16 protein-coding genes are annotated in these 19,156 nt (G+C 56.8%); 12 read left to right on the forward strand and 4 right to left on the reverse strand.

Going from position 1 to position 19,156, the window contains the following annotated elements; all coding sequences use genetic code 11:
* Positions 1-10 precede the first annotated feature (10 nt).
* On the reverse strand, positions 11-1,261 hold the full coding sequence (locus QWJ10_RS07600; RefSeq protein ID WP_289925236.1) for an acyltransferase: 1,251 nt from the start codon (positions 1,259-1,261) through the stop codon (positions 11-13).
* Between the two features lie 223 nt (positions 1,262-1,484).
* On the opposite strand from QWJ10_RS07600, the gene QWJ10_RS07605 reads away from it, so the two are divergent.
* The 3 genes from QWJ10_RS07605 (at position 1,485) to QWJ10_RS07615 (ending at position 4,965) form a co-directional block, all read left to right on the forward strand.
* Positions 1,485-1,961, forward strand: coding sequence for a hypothetical protein (locus QWJ10_RS07605; protein WP_289925240.1), 477 nt, complete (start codon positions 1,485-1,487; stop codon positions 1,959-1,961).
* A 216-nt stretch (positions 1,962-2,177) separates the two neighbouring features.
* On the forward strand, positions 2,178-2,975 hold the full coding sequence (locus QWJ10_RS07610; protein ID WP_289925241.1) for an NYN domain-containing protein: 798 nt from the start codon (positions 2,178-2,180) through the stop codon (positions 2,973-2,975).
* Between the two features lie 175 nt (positions 2,976-3,150).
* On the forward strand, positions 3,151-4,965 hold the full coding sequence (locus QWJ10_RS07615) for an AAA family ATPase (protein WP_289925243.1): 1,815 nt from the start codon (positions 3,151-3,153) through the stop codon (positions 4,963-4,965).
* A 39-nt stretch (positions 4,966-5,004) separates the two neighbouring features.
* Here the strand turns inward: QWJ10_RS07615 and QWJ10_RS07620 are convergent, their stop codons facing one another.
* Together QWJ10_RS07620 and QWJ10_RS07625 are read right to left on the reverse strand one after the other, a co-directional pair.
* The gene (locus QWJ10_RS07620) at positions 5,005-6,501 is read right to left on the reverse strand and encodes a CoA-acylating methylmalonate-semialdehyde dehydrogenase (RefSeq protein ID WP_289925246.1); all 1,497 of its coding nucleotides are present in this window, start codon (positions 6,499-6,501) and stop codon (positions 5,005-5,007) included.
* 61 nt (positions 6,502-6,562) lie between these two features.
* The gene (locus tag QWJ10_RS07625; protein WP_289925248.1) at positions 6,563-7,906 is read right to left on the reverse strand and encodes an aspartate aminotransferase family protein; all 1,344 of its coding nucleotides are present in this window, start codon (positions 7,904-7,906) and stop codon (positions 6,563-6,565) included.
* Between the two features lie 134 nt (positions 7,907-8,040).
* Between QWJ10_RS07625 and QWJ10_RS07630 the strand changes: the two genes are divergently transcribed.
* The 8 genes from QWJ10_RS07630 to QWJ10_RS07665 all read left to right on the forward strand — a co-directional run bounded on the left by QWJ10_RS07630 (position 8,041) and on the right by QWJ10_RS07665 (position 15,991).
* On the forward strand, positions 8,041-8,964 hold the full coding sequence (locus QWJ10_RS07630) for a LysR family transcriptional regulator (RefSeq protein ID WP_197872987.1): 924 nt from the start codon (positions 8,041-8,043) through the stop codon (positions 8,962-8,964).
* Between the two features lie 161 nt (positions 8,965-9,125).
* Positions 9,126-9,869, forward strand: coding sequence for a gluconate 2-dehydrogenase subunit 3 family protein (locus tag QWJ10_RS07635; protein ID WP_197872986.1), 744 nt, complete (start codon positions 9,126-9,128; stop codon positions 9,867-9,869).
* Positions 9,870-9,872: 3 nt separating this feature from the next.
* Positions 9,873-11,660 (forward strand): GMC family oxidoreductase, encoded by a 1,788-nt coding sequence (locus QWJ10_RS07640; RefSeq protein ID WP_197872985.1) that lies wholly within the window; start codon positions 9,873-9,875, stop codon positions 11,658-11,660.
* A gap of 11 nt (positions 11,661-11,671) precedes the next feature.
* Positions 11,672-13,012, forward strand: a complete 1,341-nt coding sequence (locus QWJ10_RS07645; protein ID WP_289925252.1) for a cytochrome c — start codon at positions 11,672-11,674, stop codon at positions 13,010-13,012.
* Between the two features lie 134 nt (positions 13,013-13,146).
* The gene (locus tag QWJ10_RS07650) at positions 13,147-13,455 is read left to right on the forward strand and encodes a YkgJ family cysteine cluster protein (protein WP_083397806.1); all 309 of its coding nucleotides are present in this window, start codon (positions 13,147-13,149) and stop codon (positions 13,453-13,455) included.
* A 282-nt stretch (positions 13,456-13,737) separates the two neighbouring features.
* Entirely contained in the window at positions 13,738-14,271 is a 534-nt protein-coding gene (locus QWJ10_RS07655; protein WP_125888179.1) for a hypothetical protein, read from the forward strand.
* 188 nt (positions 14,272-14,459) lie between these two features.
* A complete protein-coding gene (locus tag QWJ10_RS07660) occupies positions 14,460-15,653 on the forward strand; it encodes a murein transglycosylase A (protein WP_289925793.1) in 1,194 nt (397 codons plus the stop codon).
* Positions 15,650-15,991, forward strand: a complete 342-nt coding sequence (locus tag QWJ10_RS07665) for an FKBP-type peptidyl-prolyl cis-trans isomerase (protein ID WP_125888178.1) — start codon at positions 15,650-15,652, stop codon at positions 15,989-15,991. Before QWJ10_RS07660 ends, QWJ10_RS07665 begins: the two co-directional genes overlap by 4 nt.
* Before the next feature lie 53 nt (positions 15,992-16,044).
* Here the strand turns inward: QWJ10_RS07665 and treS are convergent, their stop codons facing one another.
* Positions 16,045-18,150 (reverse strand): maltose alpha-D-glucosyltransferase, encoded by a 2,106-nt coding sequence (treS, locus tag QWJ10_RS07670; protein ID WP_289925259.1) that lies wholly within the window; start codon positions 18,148-18,150, stop codon positions 16,045-16,047.
* A 263-nt stretch (positions 18,151-18,413) separates the two neighbouring features.
* Here treS and QWJ10_RS07675 point away from each other — a divergent pair, with 263 nt between their 5' ends.
* Positions 18,414-18,875 carry a hypothetical protein gene (locus QWJ10_RS07675; protein ID WP_010796621.1) on the forward strand — a complete coding sequence of 154 codons (462 nt, stop codon included), beginning with the start codon at positions 18,414-18,416 and terminating at the stop codon, positions 18,873-18,875.
* Positions 18,876-19,156: the final 281 nt, after the last annotated feature.

The following is a 19,156-nucleotide window of genomic DNA, read 5'->3' on the forward strand; positions in this document are numbered from 1 at the left end:
CAGAGTGCGTCTAAGCGCCCCGACCTTTCCGGTACTTCTGAGGCAGGTGCGCCTCCAGCCAACGGCGCAGGGGGCCGATCAGAAAACGTTGAATCAACAGCCCTAGGCCAATAACTACGATCAGGTGAGGAATAAGGCTCCACAGGGGAATGGTGACCACATCGCCCAACACATCGCTGACGGCATCACTGATCGCGTCGCTAGCGGCCTCATGCGCCTGGGTAAAGAAGGCCAACAGATGCCGCGTCCACGGGTCGATCAGGCTGATCATGGGTGTGTGGATGGCAAAGATGCACAGCGATGCCTCACCCAGCCGCCGGGCCAGTTGTTGCAGGGAGGCACTTTCCGGTGCGCGGAAGGTAGCGCAGGCCAGCAGTAGCAAGCCTTGAAAAGGCGTCAGCAGACCATTGTGAACCAGATAGAACCAACGGCGCCCGTCCTGCTGCAAGAGCCATGCGCCAATGAAAAGACCGCTCAAGCCAACGGCAATCAGGCAGTACCGGTAGCGCTCTGCCAGTTGGGCCAGGGAAGGCTCCTGCAAGGCGCGATAAAGAATGATGCCAATCAGAAACTCCGGCAGGCGAATTACCGGGTTGCGATGGATAACGCCTACGGTCACATAGTCATAGGCATGCAGCCAGGTCGCCAGCAAGGGCACCAGCAGATAGGCGCCCCATAACGCGAGCCCTATCAGTATCCACCGGCGCGCCGCCATCAGGCGTGGTGCGAGCAAGGGGAACAGGATATAGAAGAACAGCAGGGCAGAAATGGACCAGGTCGCACCGTTGAGCCAGAGAAAGCGCGGCTCCCAGGACTGAAGCAGCAGGATCTGCATCAGGATGTGAACACCTGCCATGAGCCAGGAGATGGGCAGCAATTCCTCCAGCCCCTCGCCATCCTCCAGCGACGCGTAGGGATGCTGGTTGTAATACACGGGCACACCGTCTGCCGAGGGGGCATTCATCGCCAGTACACCCAGCGCGATGGCCAACGTCATCAGGTGGATGGGATAGAGATTGCACAATCGCCGCGCGATAAAGCCGGCCTGGCTGCCCTTCATTTTGCCCTGATCATCCAGGCAGACATGCGCCAGCAGAAAGCCGGACAACAGGAAGAAAGTGCTAGTCGCGTAAAAGCCCATGCCGACGAGCTTTTGAAAAAGCCACGGTGCGTCACCGTACAGGCCGCCCAGGTGGTAGACCACCATGTAAAGGGCCATCAGAAAACGAAGCCATTCAAGGCCGTAGTAATGCTTGGTCATAGTGAAGGCGAAACGATCAAAGCAGTCATCGAACCGTCATTATGCCAACATTGGACGCCGGCTCGTTGCAGGATGTGTTAGCGCACTGAAACACCTTGGCCACGCATCGACCGCCTTCCCTGAAACATCAATTTCCGCAATGGTCGTTATCTCTGCGCTTCATTTCTAGCATCAAGCGATTGATTCGATAATGAACGTATCGAATCTTCTTGCTGAGGCAACCATGAACACGCTTATCCAACACGGTAAGGCAGCCTTGCTGATCGCGCCCCTGTTACTGGCGGGCTGTGCAATCAGTGCCCCGTTTAACGCAGCCCCCGAAAGCAACACAGCCCAGGCACCGGCTAGAACCCAGGGCGGATCGCTGATCGTCAATCGCATCGAGCCCGCTGCCGGGCAATACGTCCTGAGCCTCGCGACAACAGCGCAGCACCCCTCCTACTCGGATTGCAGCACTGCGCTGATCACTTCCGGCACGGACCAGTTCCAGGCCGATGTCGTGCAACGCCAGCAGTACACCAAATCGGACTACAACGTCACGTACGACGTGACGCTAAGCAACGCTCAGATGCAGCATCTGGCAGGTAACGACACTTTGAACGTTCAGCTCTGCAATGTTCAGTACTCGGTGTCACACGCACAGATCAATGACCTGCAAGCCAAGTTTCTGGCCGTGACCAAACCGAGTCCTCAGGCCTGAACATACCCACCGTTGCCCAGTGTTAACGGAAAAAAAAACCGCCCTTAGAGGCGGTTTTTTGTGTCAGCGGAAAGGGTTATGGCTTTGCCTCTCAGAAGAGGCTGCCAGACGCACGCATGTCTCTGTGGAGGCTGGCTGAAAATCCGACAAACGAGACATAGCACACACTTTAAATTAAGCGTATGTTAGCGAAATCCTGCTCTCACGGATCGAGCCATGCCAAGCAAAGGAAGTGCGTCGCCTCAACAGAACCACCTCGCCGTCCTCATCGATGCCGATAACGCCCCGGCGGCCATTGTCGAAGGGCTGTTCGAAGAGATCGCCAAATACGGCGTCGCCAGTGTGCGGCGTATCTATGGTGACTGGACCGGCCCACAGCTGGGCAAGTGGAAGCAGGTCCTGCTCGACCATTCCATCCAGCCCATGCAGCAGTTCGCCTATACCAAGGGCAAGAATTCGACTGACAGCTCTCTCATCATCGACGCCATGGACCTGCTCTACACACGGCGCTTCGATGGATTCTGCCTAGTCTCCAGCGACAGCGACTTCACGCGTCTGGCCATGCGCCTACGCGAAGAGGGCCTGACGGTTTACGGTTTTGGCGAGGAAAAGACGCCCAAGCCCTTCGTCGCCGCCTGCGACAAGTTCATCTACACCGAAATTCTGCGCGCCGACGCCGAGCCCTCCCCGTCCGACAAGGCGGGTACGCCAGGGCAACCCGCAGGCGAAGAACCCAAACCTGCCGCAAAACCCAAACCGCAGAAAGTCCCGGTGGACTTTATCGCCAAGGTTATTGACGACCTTTCCGACGAAGACGGCTGGGCCAGCCTGGGCGTGCTCGGCCAGAACATCACCAAACTCCGCCCTGCCTTTGACCCGCGCTTGTACGGCTTCAAGAAACTCAGCGAGCTGCTCAAGGCCCAGCAACGCCGTTTCGAGGTACAGGAAGACGGGACCAGCAGCCGCCGGACGTTATATGTGCGGAATCGACAGGGGAAGAAAGGCCAGAAATAGGCGGCAGTGCTCGGCCCTTTCAATGAGTATCGCATGCTCAGCCTACTACTCGACCCGACCCGCCCTACAAAACGCACCGTACCGAAGATTGGCGTTGAGCGAAGCGAACACAAGCAATACTAAAATGGCTTCATACATAATTTTTAGATTATGAATTTTCGCAGAAGAAGTAGAAATGACAGTTAAAATTAAAAAACTAGAGATATATAATTTTAGATCTATTAAAAGCATTTCTTTAAAAGCTAGCGACCTATCAGTACTAGTTGGCAATAACGATGCCGGCAAGTCTAATATACTGAGAGCCTTAAACCTCTTCTTTAATGGCGAAACAAACCCTGACGAGTATCTAAGATTCACTATAGACCACAATATCCATAGTACTCACAACAGAAAAGCCAAAGAAATAAGGATTAAAATAGAGCTAGAGATCCCTGACTCCTATAAGAGTGTTAATGGGGATTATATAATTTGGGAAAAAAGATGGCGAGCATCTGGAGAAATAATTAACGACGCTGGCTATCTTGGCATAAGGGAAACCACAGGCCCTAGAGGTGGAAAAGCATTAGAGCAAGTAGAGATACCAGCACGCTCAAACTTACACACTCTACTAAGGAATATTCAATTTGTATACGTGCCTGCCATTAAAGATAAATATTATTTCTCAAGTCTGCGAGCAAAAATTTATAACGTTATCGCAGAAGTTGCCTCAGACCGTTTCTTAGAATCTAGCGGCGAATTTGAAAGCAGTATCTCAGAGCACTTAGAAGAACTTACAAAAGAAGTCTCTTCTTCAATAGGATTTAACTCTAGGCTAGCTTTACCCAGAGATTTAAGTCATATCTTTGAAAGCTTAGATTTCCTAAGTGTAGGCCATAACATATCTTTAGATGAGCGTGGTGATGGCGTAAAAACAAGACACATCCCAATAATATTAAAGTTTATGGCTGATAAAATGCATACTTTACAAGTAAGGGGAGCTCAGCCATACACGTTCATTTGGGGTTATGAAGAACCTGAAAACAATCTTGAGTTAGCCAGTACTATAAAGATGGCAGATCAGCTATGCGGCTATATTGGAAATGGCATATCGCAAGTAATACTGACAACACACTCGCCTATATTTTACAACCTCCATCGTGACAAAGTCTATGAAGATATAGATATTTCTTGCCACTATATATACAAAGAAAAAGATGAGGACGGCACAAAAGAAGCTTCTAACCCTAATGATCTAGATGACTTTATGGGCACAATGAAACTGTTCGCTCCCCGGATTATAGAGTTGACTGAAAAAATAAGAAAAGAGAGTCAGGCTCTAGCAGAAGCCAAAGAGCAACTAGAGCAGCAAAGCGCTAGATTATACGTGGAAGGAGAAAGCGACAGAATAATAATAAAAAAGGCTTTAGAAATATTCTCTCCTTCAAAAGCAAATAAAATCATTGTTACGACCAAAGAAAGTGGCGCGGGGCATAGTTATGTCCAAGATATGCTTACAGCGTGGAGACATACTCATAAGCATCACCCAGACAGACCTAAGGCTGCTGGCATTGTCGATGCAGATAAACCAGGAAAAGAAGTTAGAGTAGCATGGAACGAATTTTCTGGAAACTGCCAATCGGCCAAATGCTTTCAACTTCCTCAGCCAAAATATATAAACCCAATAAAGGCAGCCGGATTCAACATCCCTGTAGTCCTTGAAACTCTCTATCCAAGGAATATTTGGGAATCAGAATTAGAATCCAATCAATTAGAAGAAACAGACCTACTTGGCATTATAAGCGAAAGTGTAATTAGAGAGTTAATTTATAGCGGCAGCATAGAAGAAAGAATCCAGGCGGAGTGGTCCATCTACATAAAGAAAACCTTTAAAAATTCCAGAAAAATACCTATTGCAAAAAATATAGCATCTAAAGATGACGAGACCGTCAAAGAAACCCTTTCTGAATTTGAACCACTAATCAAAGAAATCGTTGACTACCTATTTAATTAAAAGGGCCAACTTTATTACAGTCGGCCCCTTTAAAAATAGCTATCTACTACTCGGAAACGCAAACTGCGCAGCTTCATGCATAGCACGCTGCGGCCAGCGTTGGGTGATGGTTTTGCGGCGGGTGTAGAAGCGTACGCCGTCCGGGCCGTAGGCGGCGAGGTCGCCGAAGATCGAGCGCTTCCAGCCGCCAAAGCTGTGGTAAGCCACCGGAACGGGTAGCGGGACGTTGATGCCGACCATGCCCACTTCGATCTCGTCGCTGAAGAGCCGTGCGGACTCGCCGTCGCGGGTAAAGATGCAGGTGCCGTTGCCGTATTCATGGGCGTTGATCAGCGCGATGGCGTCTTCCAGGCTGTTGACGCGTACCACGCATAGCACCGGGCCGAAGATCTCTTCTTTATAGATGCGCATCTCCGGCGTGACGTGATCGAACAGGCAGCCGCCGAGGAAGAAACCGTTGTTGTGGTCAGCAACCTTGAGGCTGCGACCATCAACGACCAGCTTGGCGCCCGCCGCTTCGCCGTCCTGCACATAGCCGGTGACTTTTTCCAGCGCGGCCTTGGTGACCAGTGGGCCCATGTCGAGGCCTTTGCAGGTGCCGGGGCCAACCTTGAGGCTCTGGATTTGTGGCGTCAGGCGCTCGATCAGCGCATCGGCAATCTGGTCGCCCACACACACTGCTACGGAGATGGCCATGCAGCGCTCGCCGCAGGAGCCGTAGGCAGCGCCCATCAGTGCGCTGACGGCGTTGTCCAGGTCGGCATCAGGCATCAGTACCGCATGGTTCTTCGCACCGCCCAGGGCCTGGACGCGCTTGCCGCGGGCCGCGCCTTCCTTATAGATGTATTCGGCAATCGGGGTGGAGCCGACAAAGCTCAGCGCCTTGACCTCAGGTGCCTGGATCAGCGCATCCACGGCGTCCTTGTCGCCATGTACCACGTTGAGCACACCCTTGGGCAGACCGGCTTCATATAGGAGTTCGGCAATCAGCAGCGTAGAACTGGGGTCGCGCTCGGAAGGCTTGAGGATAAAGCAGTTGCCGCAGGCAATCGCCAGCGGGTACATCCACAGCGGCACCATGGCCGGGAAGTTGAACGGCGTGATACCGGCAACCACGCCCAGCGGCTGGAAGTCGGACCAGCTGTCGATGGCGGGACCGGCGTTGCGGCTGTACTCGCCCTTGAGCAGTTCGGGCGCGGCGGTGGCGTACTCGACGTTCTCGATACCGCGCTTGAGTTCACCGGAGGCGTCTTCCAGCGTCTTGCCGTGCTCTTCGCTGATCAGCTGCACGATGCGCTGCTCGTTCTGCTCCAGCAGTTGCTTGAAGCGGAACAGGACCTGGGCGCGCTTGGCCGGCGGGGTGTTGCGCCACGCGGGGAAAGCCGCCTTGGCAGCGTCGATGGCCTTTTGCACCGTGTCGCGGCTAGCCAATGGCACCTGATGAATGACGTCGCCAGTCGAAGGGTTGTAGACATCTGCCGTGCGGCCGTTCTCGGCAAAGGCTTCGCCGTTGATGAGGTGGTTCAAGGTGGTCATATGGCTTCCTTGTAAAGGCGGCGCTTCGGGTAACGGTGGCGCGCCGCTGTACGAAAAATAATCAGGCCGTGGCGTTGAGGGCTTCGCCCACGGCATCGAACAGGCGATCCAGTTCTTCCGGCGTACTAATAAAGGGCGGGCCGAATTGCAGGGTATCGCCGCCGAAGCGGACGTAGAAACCGGCCTTCCACAGTTTCAGCGAGGCCTCGTAGGGGCGGACGATGGCATCGCCGTCACGCGGGGCGAGCTGGATCGCACCGGCCAAGCCGTAGTTACGGATATCGACGATGTGCTTGGCACCGCGCACGCCGTGGATACGCTGCTCAAAATGCGGGGCTAGTTCAGCCACACGCTGTACGAGGTTGTCCCGCTCCAGGATTTCCAGCGCAGCCAGACCTGCCGCACAGGCGACTGGATGCGCGGAGTAGGTGTAGCCGTGACCAAACTCGACGGCGTAATCCGGCGTGCCCTGGTTCATAAAGGTGTCGTGGATTTCCTTGGTCGCTACCACTGCGCCCATGGGGATCACGCCGTTGGTGATCTGCTTGGCAAGGTTCATGATGTCGGGCGTGACGCCAAAGCTGTCCGCACCAAACATGGCGCCGGTGCGGCCAAAGCCCGTAATGACCTCATCGAAAATCAGCAGGATATTGTGCTGGGTGCAGATCTCGCGCAGTCGTTGCAGGTAGCCCTCTGGCGGAACGATCACACCGGCCGAGCCGGACATGGGCTCGACAATAACCGCCGCAATATTGGATGCATCGTGCAACTCGATCAGTTTGAGCATTTCGTTGGCCAGCTCAACGCCGGTCTTGGGCATGCCCTTGGTAAATTCATTGCCCGGCAGCAGGGTGTGCGGTAGGTGGTCTGCGTCCATCAGCTGGCCGTACATCTTGCGATTGGCGCCAATGCCACCCAGGCTGGTGCCAGCAATGTTTACGCCGTGATACCCCCGAGCGCGGCCAATCATTTTGGTCTTGGTGGCCTGCCCTTTCAGACGCCAATAGGCACGGGCCATTTTTACGGCCGTGTCGGCGCATTCAGAGCCGGAATTGACAAAGAACACGTGGTTCAGGTCGCCCGGTGTCAGGCTGGCAATCTTTTCAGCCAGCTTGAAGGACAGCGGATGGCCGTACTGGAAGCCCGGCGAATAATCGAGTTGCAGGGCCTGTTTGCCTACCGCCTCGGCAATCTCCTTACGCCCGTGCCCAGCGCCTACACACCACAGCGCGGAAAGGCTGTCGTACAGCTTACGGCCCTGATCATCCGTTAAGTAGGCACCTTCAGCCGCCACAAGGATGCGCGGATCTTTTTTAAAGGCACGGTTGGCGGTATAGGGCATCCAGTGATGGGTCAGGTCGAGTTCGCTGGCAAGCGGTGGCGATACGGTCAGGGGCTGGTTCATGCAGGGCCTCGGGGTACAAGACATGAGCTGGACGGGGCAATAGGAATCGTCCCGACGAAAGCCTCAGCTTGAGCCTGACCTTGGATGAGTTAAAGCGTATTCTTCTTACGTTTACTCAAGAAAAAACTCACCTAATGAGCGCACCTCGCAAAGCCCCGCTTGGCCAAGTCAGCGATTTCGATATCCGCCTCCTGCGTCTGTTCAAGACGGTAGCGGAATGCGGCAGCTTTGCAGCGGCAGAAAGTGCCCTGGGTATCACCCGCTCGGCCATCAGCCTGCACATGGGCGATCTGGAAAAGCGGCTGGGGATGCGCTTGTGCCAGCGCGGCCGCGCCGGGTTTGCACTCACGGATGAAGGTCGGGAAGTGCTGCGAGCCAGCCAGAGCCTGCTGGCTGCACTGGAAGGTTTTCGCAGCGAGGTGAACGCCCTGCATCAGCAACTGCGGGGCGAGTTGAACATCGGCATCATCAACAACCTCGTCACCTTGCCGCAAATGCGCGTGACCCATGCGCTGCGCAAACTGAAGGCATTGGGGCCGGGTGTGCGGGTAAACATTGGCATGATGACGCCGGGCGAAATCGAACGTGGGGTGCTGGACGGACGGCTGCATATTGGCGTGGTCCCGCTGATCAACCCGCTGTCCGGCCTGGAATACACAGCGCTCTATGAAGAACGCTCGCAGCTGTATTGCGGCCATGAGCATCCTCTGTTCCACCGGCCCGATGAAGAGATCCCGGACGAGGCGCTACGCATGGCCGATGCTGTGGCGCCGAACTATCGATTGACGGCCGAGGCATTGGAGCGACACCAGACGCTCAACTGTACGGCCACCGCGTCAGACCGCGAAGGGATCGCCTTTCTGCTGCATACCGGCAGCTATATCGGGTATCTGCCAGATCATTACGCCGCCAGCTGGGTGATGCAGGGCGTCCTGCGGCCGCTCAAGCCGGAGCGTTTCTTCTACTCCATTCCGCTCTGTGCCGCGATGCGCAAGGGCCGCCGCCCCAACCTGATCCTCCAGCGGTTTCTGGAAGCGCTTGAGCATACCCAGGCCTGAAGGGGCATCCAGCTTTATCCATACGTTTTAAAGGGTCATCAGGAACCTGCCTGCGGCGCGCCGGTCGATGGTGAGGCAATCTGTCGCAGATCCGCACAAATTGTTACACTTAAATGCTTAGCTTACTAACATTTAAAGCCTGATGGCTGATGGGAACCCTCATGTCCGTTGATGATACGTCTAACGCCCGCCGCGACTTTCTACGTAAGTCTCTAACCCTGATCCCCGTGGTGACACTTGCCACTACAGGCGGCGCCAGCCTGGCTCTGGCCGAGACGAAGGAGCGACAGCGTGACGAGGACAAGCCGGGCCAGAGCGCCCGCGCAGACGCCTATCAGCCTACCTTTTTCACACCGGAAGAATGGACGTTTATCCACGCTGCCGTCGCCCGGCTGATTCCGGCTGATGATCGTGGCCCTGGTGCGATAGAAGCTGGCGTACCCGAATACATCGACCGGCAGATGAACACCCCCTATGCCCAAGGGGCGAAGTGGTACATGCAGGGGCCTTTCCAACCCGATGCACCTTCAGAGATGGGATACCAGCTCAAGCTCAATCCGCAGCAGGTTTTCCGCCTGGGCATCAAGGCCGCGGATGACTGGTCGCGCCAGCAACACGGCAAGCCGTTTGCCGAACTGGATACCGGCACCCAGGATGCCGTACTTCGTCAGTTTGAAGCCGGTGAGGCCGAGTTCGACCCGCTTCCTGCCAAGACCTTTTTTGCCGCCCTGTTGCAAAGCACCAAAGAAGGCTTTTTCTGCGATCCGATTCATGGTGGCAACAAGGACATGGTGGGCTGGAAGCTGGTGGGCTTTCCCGGCGCCCGTGCCGACTTCATGGATTGGGTGGAGCGCGACGTGGCGTACCCCTTCCCGCCGGTTTCCATCCGCGGCGAGAGGGCTTGATCCATGGCAAAAGTGATGCAGAAAGCCGATGCGGTAATCGTGGGCTTTGGCTGGACCGGGGCCATCATGGCCAAAGAACTGACCGAAGCGGGTCTTTCCGTGGTCGCGCTGGAGCGTGGCCCGATGCGCGACACCTACCCGGACGGCTCCTACCCACAGGTGATCGACGAGCTGACCTACAGCATCCGCAAGAAGCTGTTCGCGGATACATCCAAGGAAACCGTCACCATTCGCCACAACGTGAGTCAGACGGCACTGCCCTATCGTCAGCTTGGCGCCTTTCTGCCCGGCGATGGCGTAGGCGGTGCGGGTCTGCACTGGTCCGGAGTGCATCTGCGGGTCGACCCGGTAGAGCTGCGCCTGCGCAGTCACTATGAGGAGCGGTACGGCAAGAACTTCATCCCGGATGGCATGACCATCCAGGACTTTGGCGTGACCTACGAGGAGCTGGAGCCGTACTTCGATTTTGCCGAAAAAGTCTTCGGCACCTCCGGTCAGGCCTGGACGGTAAAGGGCGAGCTGGTTGGCAAAGGCAAGGGCGGTAACCCCTTTGCACCGGACCGCTCCGATCACTTTCCGCTCACGCCGCAAAAGAACACGGTGTCAGCGCAGCTGTTTCAGAAGGCCGCCTGGGATGTGGGCTACCACCCCTATGACCTGCCCTCGGCTAATACTTCCGGCCCCTACACCAATCCCTACGGCTGCCAGATGGGGCCGTGCAATTTCTGCGGATATTGCAGTGGGTACGTCTGCTACATGTACTCCAAGTCTTCGCCTAACCTGAACATCCTGCCGGCGCTGCGCCAGGAACCCAAGTTCGAACTGCGCGCCGATGCCCACGTGCTGAAGGTCAACCTGACCGACGACAAGAAGCTCGCCACCGGCGTGACCTATGTGGACGCCCAGGGCAACGAGATTGAGCAACCGGCCGATATCGTCATTCTCGGCGCTTTCCAGTTCAACAACGTGCGGCTGATGCTGCTTTCAGGCATCGGCAAGCCCTATGATCCGAAAACCGGCGAAGGCGTGGTCGGCAGAAACTTCGCCTACCAGAACATGGCGACCATCAAGGCCTACTTCAACAAGGACCAGCACTTCACCAACCCCTTTATCGGTGCGGGCGGTAATGGCGTGGCGGTGGATGACTTCAATGCTGATAACTTCGACCACGGCCCTCACGGCTTTGTAGGTGGCTCGCCGTTCTGGGTGAACCAGGCGGGCACACGCCCCATCGCCGGTGTAAGCAATCCTCCGGGCACGCCCAATTGGGGCAGCCAGTGGAAGGCGGCGGCCGCCGATTACTACAACCATCAGCTGTCCATGGATGCCCACGGAGCGCACCAGTCCTACCGCGATAACTACCTGGATCTCGATCCGACCTACAAGGATGCGTATGGAATGCCGCTCCTGCGCATGACCTTCGACTGGAAGGAAAACGACATCAAGATGACGCACTTCATGGTCGACAAGATGAAGCGCATCGCCGAAGCCATGAACCCCAAAGCCATCAACGTACAGGTCAAGGCGCCGGGAACGCATTTCAATACGGTCAGCTATCAGACCACCCACCTGAACGGCGGCGCCATTATGGGCACCGACCCCAAGACGAGCGCCCTCAACCGTTACCTGCAGAGCTGGGATGTGCACAATGTGTTCGTTCCGGGCGCCTCGGCCTTCCCACAGGGGCTGGGCTACAACCCGACAGGCCTTGTGGCAGCCCTCACCTACTGGTCGGCACGCGCCATTCGCGAACAGTACCTTAAAAACCCTGGCCCACTGGTGCAGGCATGAGGACGTCGACCATGAAAGCACTCATCTCTGCACTGGCCCTGGGTCTGATCGCCCTGCCCGCCCTCGCTCAAGAAGCTGGCCCGGATCAGGCCGTGATCAAGAAGGGCGAATACCTGGCTCGCGCCGGTGACTGTGTGGCCTGTCATACAGTAGCCGGTGGCAAGCCCTTCGCTGGCGGTCTACCCATGGGAACACCCATCGGCACCATTTACTCGACCAACATCACGCCGGATAAGGAAACCGGCATTGGCAATTACAGTTTCGAGGATTTCGATAAGGCCGTACGTCACGGCATCGCCAAGGAAGGGCATTCGCTCTATCCGGCCATGCCGTATCCCTCTTATGCACGCGTCACCAAAGAGGACATGCGTGCCCTGTACGCCTACTTCATGCACGGCGTTCAACCGGTGACTCAGCCCAACCAGGACGTGGCGATTCCCTGGCCCCTGTCGATGCGCTGGCCCCTGGCTGTCTGGCGCAAGCTGTTCGCGCCGGAGGTTGCCGACTTCAAACCGGCGCAGGGCATGGACCCGGTGGTTGCCCGTGGCGCCTATCTGGTGGAGGGCCTGGGTCATTGCGGTGCCTGCCACACACCCCGCGGCATTGGTATGCAGGAAAAAGCCCTCAGCGATGCCGACGGCAAGGACTTCCTCGCGGGTAGCGCCCCGCTGGAAGGCTGGGTTGCCAAAAGCCTGCGCAATGACCACAAGGAAGGCATTGCCCGGTGGGACGAGGCGCAGCTGGTGGAATTCCTCAAGACAGGCCGCTCGGATGACATGGCCGTCTTTGGCGGCATGACGCAGGTGGTTGAGCACAGCCTGCAGTACATGAGCGACGAGGATTTGACCGCAATCGTCCGTTACCTGAAGACGCTTTCGCCGGTCCATCCGGACGCCCCGCCCTATCAGCGCAACAATGCCGTTTCGGAAATGCTGGTAAAAGGGGATGAAAGCAAACGCGGCGCAGCGGTCTACATCGATAACTGCAATGCCTGCCACCGCTCGGATGGCCTGGGCTACACCCGGGCTTTCCCGGCACTGGCCGGTAACACCGTGGTGCAGACGGAAGACCCGACGTCCCTTATCCACATTGTGCTGGAAGGGGGCAAGCTGCCGGGTCTCAAGAGTGCTCCCTCGACCATCGTCATGCCTGCCTTCGGCTGGCGTTTGAGTGATCAGCAGGTAGCGGATGTGGTGACCTTTATCCGGACCAGCTGGGGCAACAAGGGCGGCCCGGTGGATGCCGATGCCGTCGCCAAACTGCGCAACAGCGATAATCGCACCACCTCGGGCGATGACATCGGGCAAACGGCGTATAGCAATCAGCCGGAGCAAAATCCAACGCCCCGGTAATCGGTCGCTGACGGAACGCAGGCAGACATGAGAGGCCTGCGGTCCGTCAGTTTTCTTCCTGATGGATCATTCTTCGTTTTGAGCAGGCCTTAACTGTCGGTAACCTTGCAGCCTGCCTTTACGCCGGTGATCACGTGATTCCGCTCCATAATCTGCCTGCCTCTGCGCCGCCCGCCAAGCCCGAACCCAGTGTCACCTGTGACACCTGTGCGGCCAAGTGTTGCCGTCTGGAAGTCATGCTGATTACGGATACCGGCGTTCCCATGCGCTTTATCGAGGAAGACCAATGGGGCTCGATGACCATGGCGCGCCTGGACGACGGCTGGTGCGCCGCGCTGGATCGAGAAACCATGCGATGCAGCATCTATGAGAATCGCCCTTTAATCTGCCGCGAATTCGAAATGGGTGGAGACGACTGTCTGGAAGAGCGCAACGCCTTCTGATAACCAGGGTACGCCCTAATGGATAGGCTACTCAGCGAGCACATTCGCTGTATGTAAGGCTGTATGCAAGGCATTATGTGCGCTCGAGCGTTTTAGTGGTCTTTGTCCACAGAGCAATCGACAGGCACGGCATTTTCAAAAGGCGAATCCGCTTCCAAATTGAACAATAGTTGTACACCGACCGAACCGATGCCCTTTATGCACGTCAATATCGACCAGTTGAAATGATCCTTGCGTTCTGTTCCACGGAGAGGAAGCCCAATGCGTTTTAAGGCCTTTTGGATGGCTTTGTCACTTTTACCCCTGAGCTGTCTGGCAGATATCAAAGTTGACCTGGCCGATTACATCGCGCAGGCATCTGAACCCAAGCGGACCGAGACGTTAGCGCCTATCATTGAGCAATTCGGCAAGTCGCTGGGCTGCTCCTTCTCGATGGACCCACGCAATATCATCCCCTACCAGCTGGAGGGAAAATCGGTTTTCCTGGCGGTGTACGAGCTGGATGTCGGCTGCAGCGGTACGCCTACCGCAACTCGGCCGCTCATGGCCATCCTGCGCCAGAGCCCGGGCGGCGATTATTTCATCGATGCCGACTACTCGATGCCCAAGCAGAGCTCAACAGAGCTTCCCAAGCATATCAGTAGTCTTTTTATCCGAAACGATGACCTCTGGTATCAGGGACTCACCTTCAAGGCTGCCGATGCGTCCTGCTGTCCGACACTGGATGTCACTGGCCGTATTGCCCTGGAAAATGGCGTCTGGAAAGAACATCAGCGCATGCCGCTGGAGCGCATTCCAAGCACTGTAACGCCATGATCTTTAGCCTGGAGCTGTTTATAATTTAACCAGCCCCGGCAAGCCTACCTGACTGTTTTGCAACATGATTCAGCAGGTGGGAAAGTCAGGATCGGCATTTGACGTCACGGCCTGATTTCACCAAGCTACCGGCTCACTTATCGACAAGAACAGTTGACGTGCTTGCCTATCGTTACCCCTGGCGGCTCATGGCCTGTGCCGCCGTATCTCTATTAGCCTTGCTGGCCGGTTGTGACGACGGCTCCAAGTTCAAGCAAAAGCCGCCGCCCAAACCGCCGGAAGCTGCCACCTACACTCCTGTCCGCTGGGAGGATCTTCCTGTCACCAGTGACGCCGACCTTATGGCAGGCTTCAAGGCTTGGCAGGCAGGATGCGAGAAGCTCAAGAACAACGAGGCCTGGAGTGGACCGTGTCAGGCAGCTGCGCAGGTCCCGTATGACCCACGCGCCGTACGGGACTTTCTCAAAAGCCAGCTACAGGTCTACAGCCTGCGCTCTCTGAAGGGCGAGCATGGCCTTATCACGGGCTATTACGAGCCGGTCTATCACGGCAGCCTTATGCAGGATGAAGCCCATCCTGTGCCAGTCTACGGTACACCTATCGACCTGATTACGGTCGATCTGGCCAGCATTTACCCCGAACTCAAGGGCAAGCGCCTGCGAGGCAGGCTCGAAGGTCAGACGCTCAAACCCTACGACGACGCCGCCACCATCATGCAGCAGGGTGTAAATGCCCCTGTACTGGCCTGGCTGCGTGATCCGATGGACCTGCAATTCTTACAGATCCAGGGCTCGGGTCGTGTTGAACTGGAAGATGGTCGCCAGTTGCGTATCGGGTACGCAAATCAGAACGGATATCCCTACAAGCCTATCGGCCGCTGGCTGGTGGAACAGGGGCTGCTGCAAAAGGAAGAGGTCAGCATGAGCAAGATTCGCGAGTGGGCCACGGCCAACCCGGATCGTGTGCCGGAACTCTTGGGCAGTAACCCGAGCTATGTGTTTTTCAGCCAACGCCCGGACAGCAACGAAGCACCCCGCGGCTCGTTGAACGTTCCTTTGACGCCCGGCTACAGCGTAGCCATTGATCGCAAGGTGATTCCGCTGGGCAGCCTGCTCTGGCTGTCCACCACCCGCCCGGATGGCAGCCCCGTGATTCGCCCGGTAGCCGCACAGGATACCGGTGGCGCCATTACAGGAGAGGTCCGTGCCGATCTTTTCTGGGGAACAGGTGATAATGCCGGCGAGCTGGCCGGGCATATGAAGCAGGACGGCCTAATCTGGATGCTTTGGCCAAAAGGCGCTCCCTTGCCGGACGCAGCGCCTAAACCTGCGGTTACGCCTGAAAAGCCGCAGAATCCAACGAACACAGAGAACACCCCATGAGCGACGAACTGACAATTGAAGATATCCAACTGGGCGAAGGCAAGGAAGCCGTTAAAGGTGCCCTGATCACGACCCAGTACCGAGGCACTCTGGAAGATGGCACCGTATTCGACTCTTCATACGAAAAGGGTCGGCCGTTCCAGTGCGTCATCGGCACGGGCCGGGTCATCAAGGGCTGGGATATCGGGTTAATGGGGATGAAGGTGGGCGGCAAACGCAGGCTGTTCGTGCCGGCGCACCTGGCCTATGGTGAGCGCCAGATTGGCGCGCATATCAAACCGAACTCGAACCTGATCTTCGAGATCGAGCTGCTGGAAGTCCTCACCCGGGACGATTGATTCCGTAAAGGGCTGCGAGCAAACACATTTTGCCTCGCAGCCCTTTTCAGCCCTTACACGTCGAACGGCGTGTTGGGCAAGGCACCTACGATCCGCAGGCTCAACCCCTCATATCCTTCCAGATTGATCGTCAGCTCACCGTTGTCGGTGAGATCACCTTCAACCGTCTCGTTGATCATATCCACGACCGGCCCCGGCGTAACGTTGGTCAGGGTGATGGTTTCCTGGATCGAGGTGGCGCCAAAGTTGAGCGCGGTAATCTGAGTGCCACGCCCGGCGGGCAGCTCGTGCACCATGACCAGAAGTCCCGGCGAGGCGACATCCGGCACCGCAATCTGGTGGCTGGACGCAATGCCATAGGCCTGGCGTACCGAGAGGATGCGCTTGAGCTTGTTGGCAAAGGAGTCCGGGTCGGCCAGCTGCTGGGTCAGACTGCCATAAAGGTTGACCGCCTTGGGCAGACCTTCACCGGAATGGGTCGCCTCGTTATTGGCATCTGCCAGATCATAGGCACCGCGCTGAATCCATCGTGTATCGCCATCGCGCATGCGGTCTTCCACCAGACCGAACGGCAAGGGCAACGCCCCTACCAGATCCCACCCCGACAGGGCGAATACACCAGGTTGCAAGGCGTTATACATGGCGAGGAGCAGATGGACCCGCTTGATCCGTTCCTTGTCCTCGTCGGTCATGCTGTCCAGTTCGCGGATGCCTAGGGCTGCGGCAATCACGCTCGCCGTGGTGCAGGCTACGCCGTTGGTGACAAACCGCAGGTTGTAGGGCGCATGCTCACCGCTAAGACGCTCGTACATGACCTCACGAATATGCTCGCGCAAGATGCTGCCGCGCCAGGTCTGGCCCTGGTAGACGAAATTGGTGTCGGCATGCAAGGTCCAGAAGTGCACCAGCTCCAGGGTCAGCTCATCATGGTTCTGCAAGGCATGGATAAGCGACGCTGGGTCGATGTTGAATTGATGCATGGTACGCAGCATCAGGCGCAGGAATTCGGTATCGCCCGTCAGCACGGCGTGGTGGTAGGCCGGACGGGTGATGAAGTCGTAAGAGAGATCTGCGCCGCCCTGCCCCATGGCCGCGATATCGTCCACGGTCAGGTTCAGCTCCTGAAAGCTGAAGCCGCCAGCTTTACGGACCATGCCGCCAATCAGTTGGTTGCCGACGATGGACAAGGGATGCCCTTCAGACCAGGCTTTGTCGTTGGCGCGCCGTTCAACGCCTAGAAAGCCATTGGCATCCAGACGCAGCCCGCGTGCACCAAGCACATCCAGCGAATGCAGTGCATCGCCAATGATCAGCTGCTGTGCAGCGAAACTGGGGTCGAGCCAGTTCAGGGAGGGTTGACCTTCCTTGAAGTAGTGCAGGTATACCCAGCGCCGGTTTTTACCATCCACACCGGTAACGACCGGTGTAGCACTCCAGTCAGTCTCTTTCACACCCGGCTCGAAAAAGATGACGCGCTGGAGCTGGCCGACGATATAGCACTTCTCTTTCAGGGCATCGACGACCTCGGGCGACAGGTTAACTGCATCACGGCCTTCCGGCACCTCCGGCAGTAGCTCCCAGTCCTCCGGCTTGATCTCCACCATATGGTAAAGGCCCGGATAATCTTCATAGCCCAATTCGGCGAGCCGAAAATCGGCGCCCTTGCCAGTGTGAGCCGGGATGATGTCGTCCACGACTACCGCGTTGTGGGCAGAGGCCATTCGGCTCAGGGCGATAAACTCTTCTTCCGTTCCGTAGAGCGGGTCGATGTCGAGGCTGATCCGGTCGAAGTTGCCGTCGATGGTAGGCGTAATCTCCCGTCCCTTGAGCCCGCCGGACAGCTTGGTCGGCCCCGTATGGATCGCCTGCACGCCAATGGAAGACAAGGCATTCCATAGCGGAGCGCTCCCCAGTGTCTTGATGACGGAATCGCCTGATCCGGTGATCACTGAGCTGGGGTAGGCCGTGAACCAGACGGAGGCAATGGCCGTGGCCCGACGCGGACGCGTTTCAGCATAGGGATGCATCCAGAGCCGCGCCTGACCGCCATACGCCTTGGCACGTTGACGAGCCTTGTAGAGCATCGACTGGTTGACTAACCATTGAACGTATTCTGGATCAGGCGCGTTTACCTGCTCTTCTATGTCTGGCGCTGTCATATCGGACCCTGAACAGTGAATTTGTAACTTGGACTGCGCCGGTTCGCGTTTGTATCCCAACCCTTATTGCCCCTCGCCGCTCCGGTACCTGAACGGTCATTGAAGAGCCCTCAGGCGTAAACCCCATCAATATGCAGTCATAAGACAGACGCTTACATAAAAAAGATGGTTCTGCGGCACGAAAAAGCGCCAAAATGACTGGAAGACACGGAAATTTTCGCCTTATCTGCTATGAAGGCAGAACCATGACCATGGAGAGTGCTATGAGTCCCAACGATCGCATAACCAACGGCCCGGATTCCGTATCCTATACGGCAGATTCGTTTGGCTCGAAAAAGCGTCTTGCCGCACGGGAAACCATCCTGAGCGACAGCAACGTTCTGGACTGCACGGTCTACCGCCCGGACGAAAATCCGGAAGTTGATGCCGACGATCTGGGTGACGCCAAGATCCTGTTTACGGGTGAATTCAAGGTGCCCGAGGACTGGGACCAGGAAACACGCGACGATTTTTTTGGCGACATGGACCCCGAATTGTTTTCCACTGCTCGCATCGAGAGCGAAGCCGAGCCGGGCACGGCAGGTTTTTTTACACCTGAGCCGGGTGACCTCGTGGCTGCCATGCCAGGAGCCGGAGTGGTCGAGATGTTCTATGTGTACGACTACTGTGAAGACGAAACCGGTCGCCATTATGTGCTGGTACGTGAAGTAGACCCAACGCTGTAAGCCTCCCTGCACCCTGGCTTGCGCCTCTCAGGCGCGAGGCAGGTTTGCCTGTCCATTTTTCAACCCTCGCGCATGAACGGGCCCTACCTGTAAAGGCCCGGCCTAGCCGCTCTAGCTCAACGCTCTTGCCTGGACAGACCATTCGCCCATTATTGCCTTGGTTGGGGAACGATGCGTACAGTCTGTACGTCTATCCCGGTCACAACGATTCAAGCATCGCATCAGGTGCTTACCCGGCAGATGCCCCGGCGGGCACTGCTGCCTTGCCGTTTCGATCACCG

The organism is Pseudomonas sp. WAC2 (assembly GCF_030403525.1).
Classification (GTDB): domain Bacteria; phylum Pseudomonadota; class Gammaproteobacteria; order Pseudomonadales; family Pseudomonadaceae; genus Chryseomonas; species Chryseomonas luteola.

Excerpts from the sequence above, each read along its gene's own strand:
- QWJ10_RS07600 (WP_289925236.1), bottom strand. The coding sequence starts at position 1,261 with ATGACCAAGCATTACTACGGCCTTGAATGGCTTCGTTTTCTGATGGCC.
- QWJ10_RS07605 (WP_289925240.1), top strand. The coding sequence starts at position 1,485 with ATGAACACGCTTATCCAACACGGTAAGGCAGCCTTGCTGATCGCGCCC.
- QWJ10_RS07610 (WP_289925241.1), top strand. The coding sequence starts at position 2,178 with ATGCCAAGCAAAGGAAGTGCGTCGCCTCAACAGAACCACCTCGCCGTC.
- QWJ10_RS07615 (WP_289925243.1), top strand. The coding sequence starts at position 3,151 with ATGACAGTTAAAATTAAAAAACTAGAGATATATAATTTTAGATCTATT.
- QWJ10_RS07620 (WP_289925246.1), bottom strand. The coding sequence starts at position 6,501 with ATGACCACCTTGAACCACCTCATCAACGGCGAAGCCTTTGCCGAGAAC.
- QWJ10_RS07625 (WP_289925248.1), bottom strand. The coding sequence starts at position 7,906 with ATGAACCAGCCCCTGACCGTATCGCCACCGCTTGCCAGCGAACTCGAC.
- QWJ10_RS07630 (WP_197872987.1), top strand. The coding sequence starts at position 8,041 with ATGAGCGCACCTCGCAAAGCCCCGCTTGGCCAAGTCAGCGATTTCGAT.
- QWJ10_RS07635 (WP_197872986.1), top strand. The coding sequence starts at position 9,126 with ATGTCCGTTGATGATACGTCTAACGCCCGCCGCGACTTTCTACGTAAG.
- QWJ10_RS07640 (WP_197872985.1), top strand. The coding sequence starts at position 9,873 with ATGGCAAAAGTGATGCAGAAAGCCGATGCGGTAATCGTGGGCTTTGGC.
- QWJ10_RS07645 (WP_289925252.1), top strand. The coding sequence starts at position 11,672 with ATGAAAGCACTCATCTCTGCACTGGCCCTGGGTCTGATCGCCCTGCCC.
- QWJ10_RS07655 (WP_125888179.1), top strand. The coding sequence starts at position 13,738 with ATGGCTTTGTCACTTTTACCCCTGAGCTGTCTGGCAGATATCAAAGTT.
- QWJ10_RS07660 (WP_289925793.1), top strand. The coding sequence starts at position 14,460 with ATGGCCTGTGCCGCCGTATCTCTATTAGCCTTGCTGGCCGGTTGTGAC.
- QWJ10_RS07665 (WP_125888178.1), top strand. The coding sequence starts at position 15,650 with ATGAGCGACGAACTGACAATTGAAGATATCCAACTGGGCGAAGGCAAG.
- treS (WP_289925259.1), bottom strand. The coding sequence starts at position 18,150 with ATGACAGCGCCAGACATAGAAGAGCAGGTAAACGCGCCTGATCCAGAA.
- QWJ10_RS07675 (WP_010796621.1), top strand. The coding sequence starts at position 18,414 with ATGAGTCCCAACGATCGCATAACCAACGGCCCGGATTCCGTATCCTAT.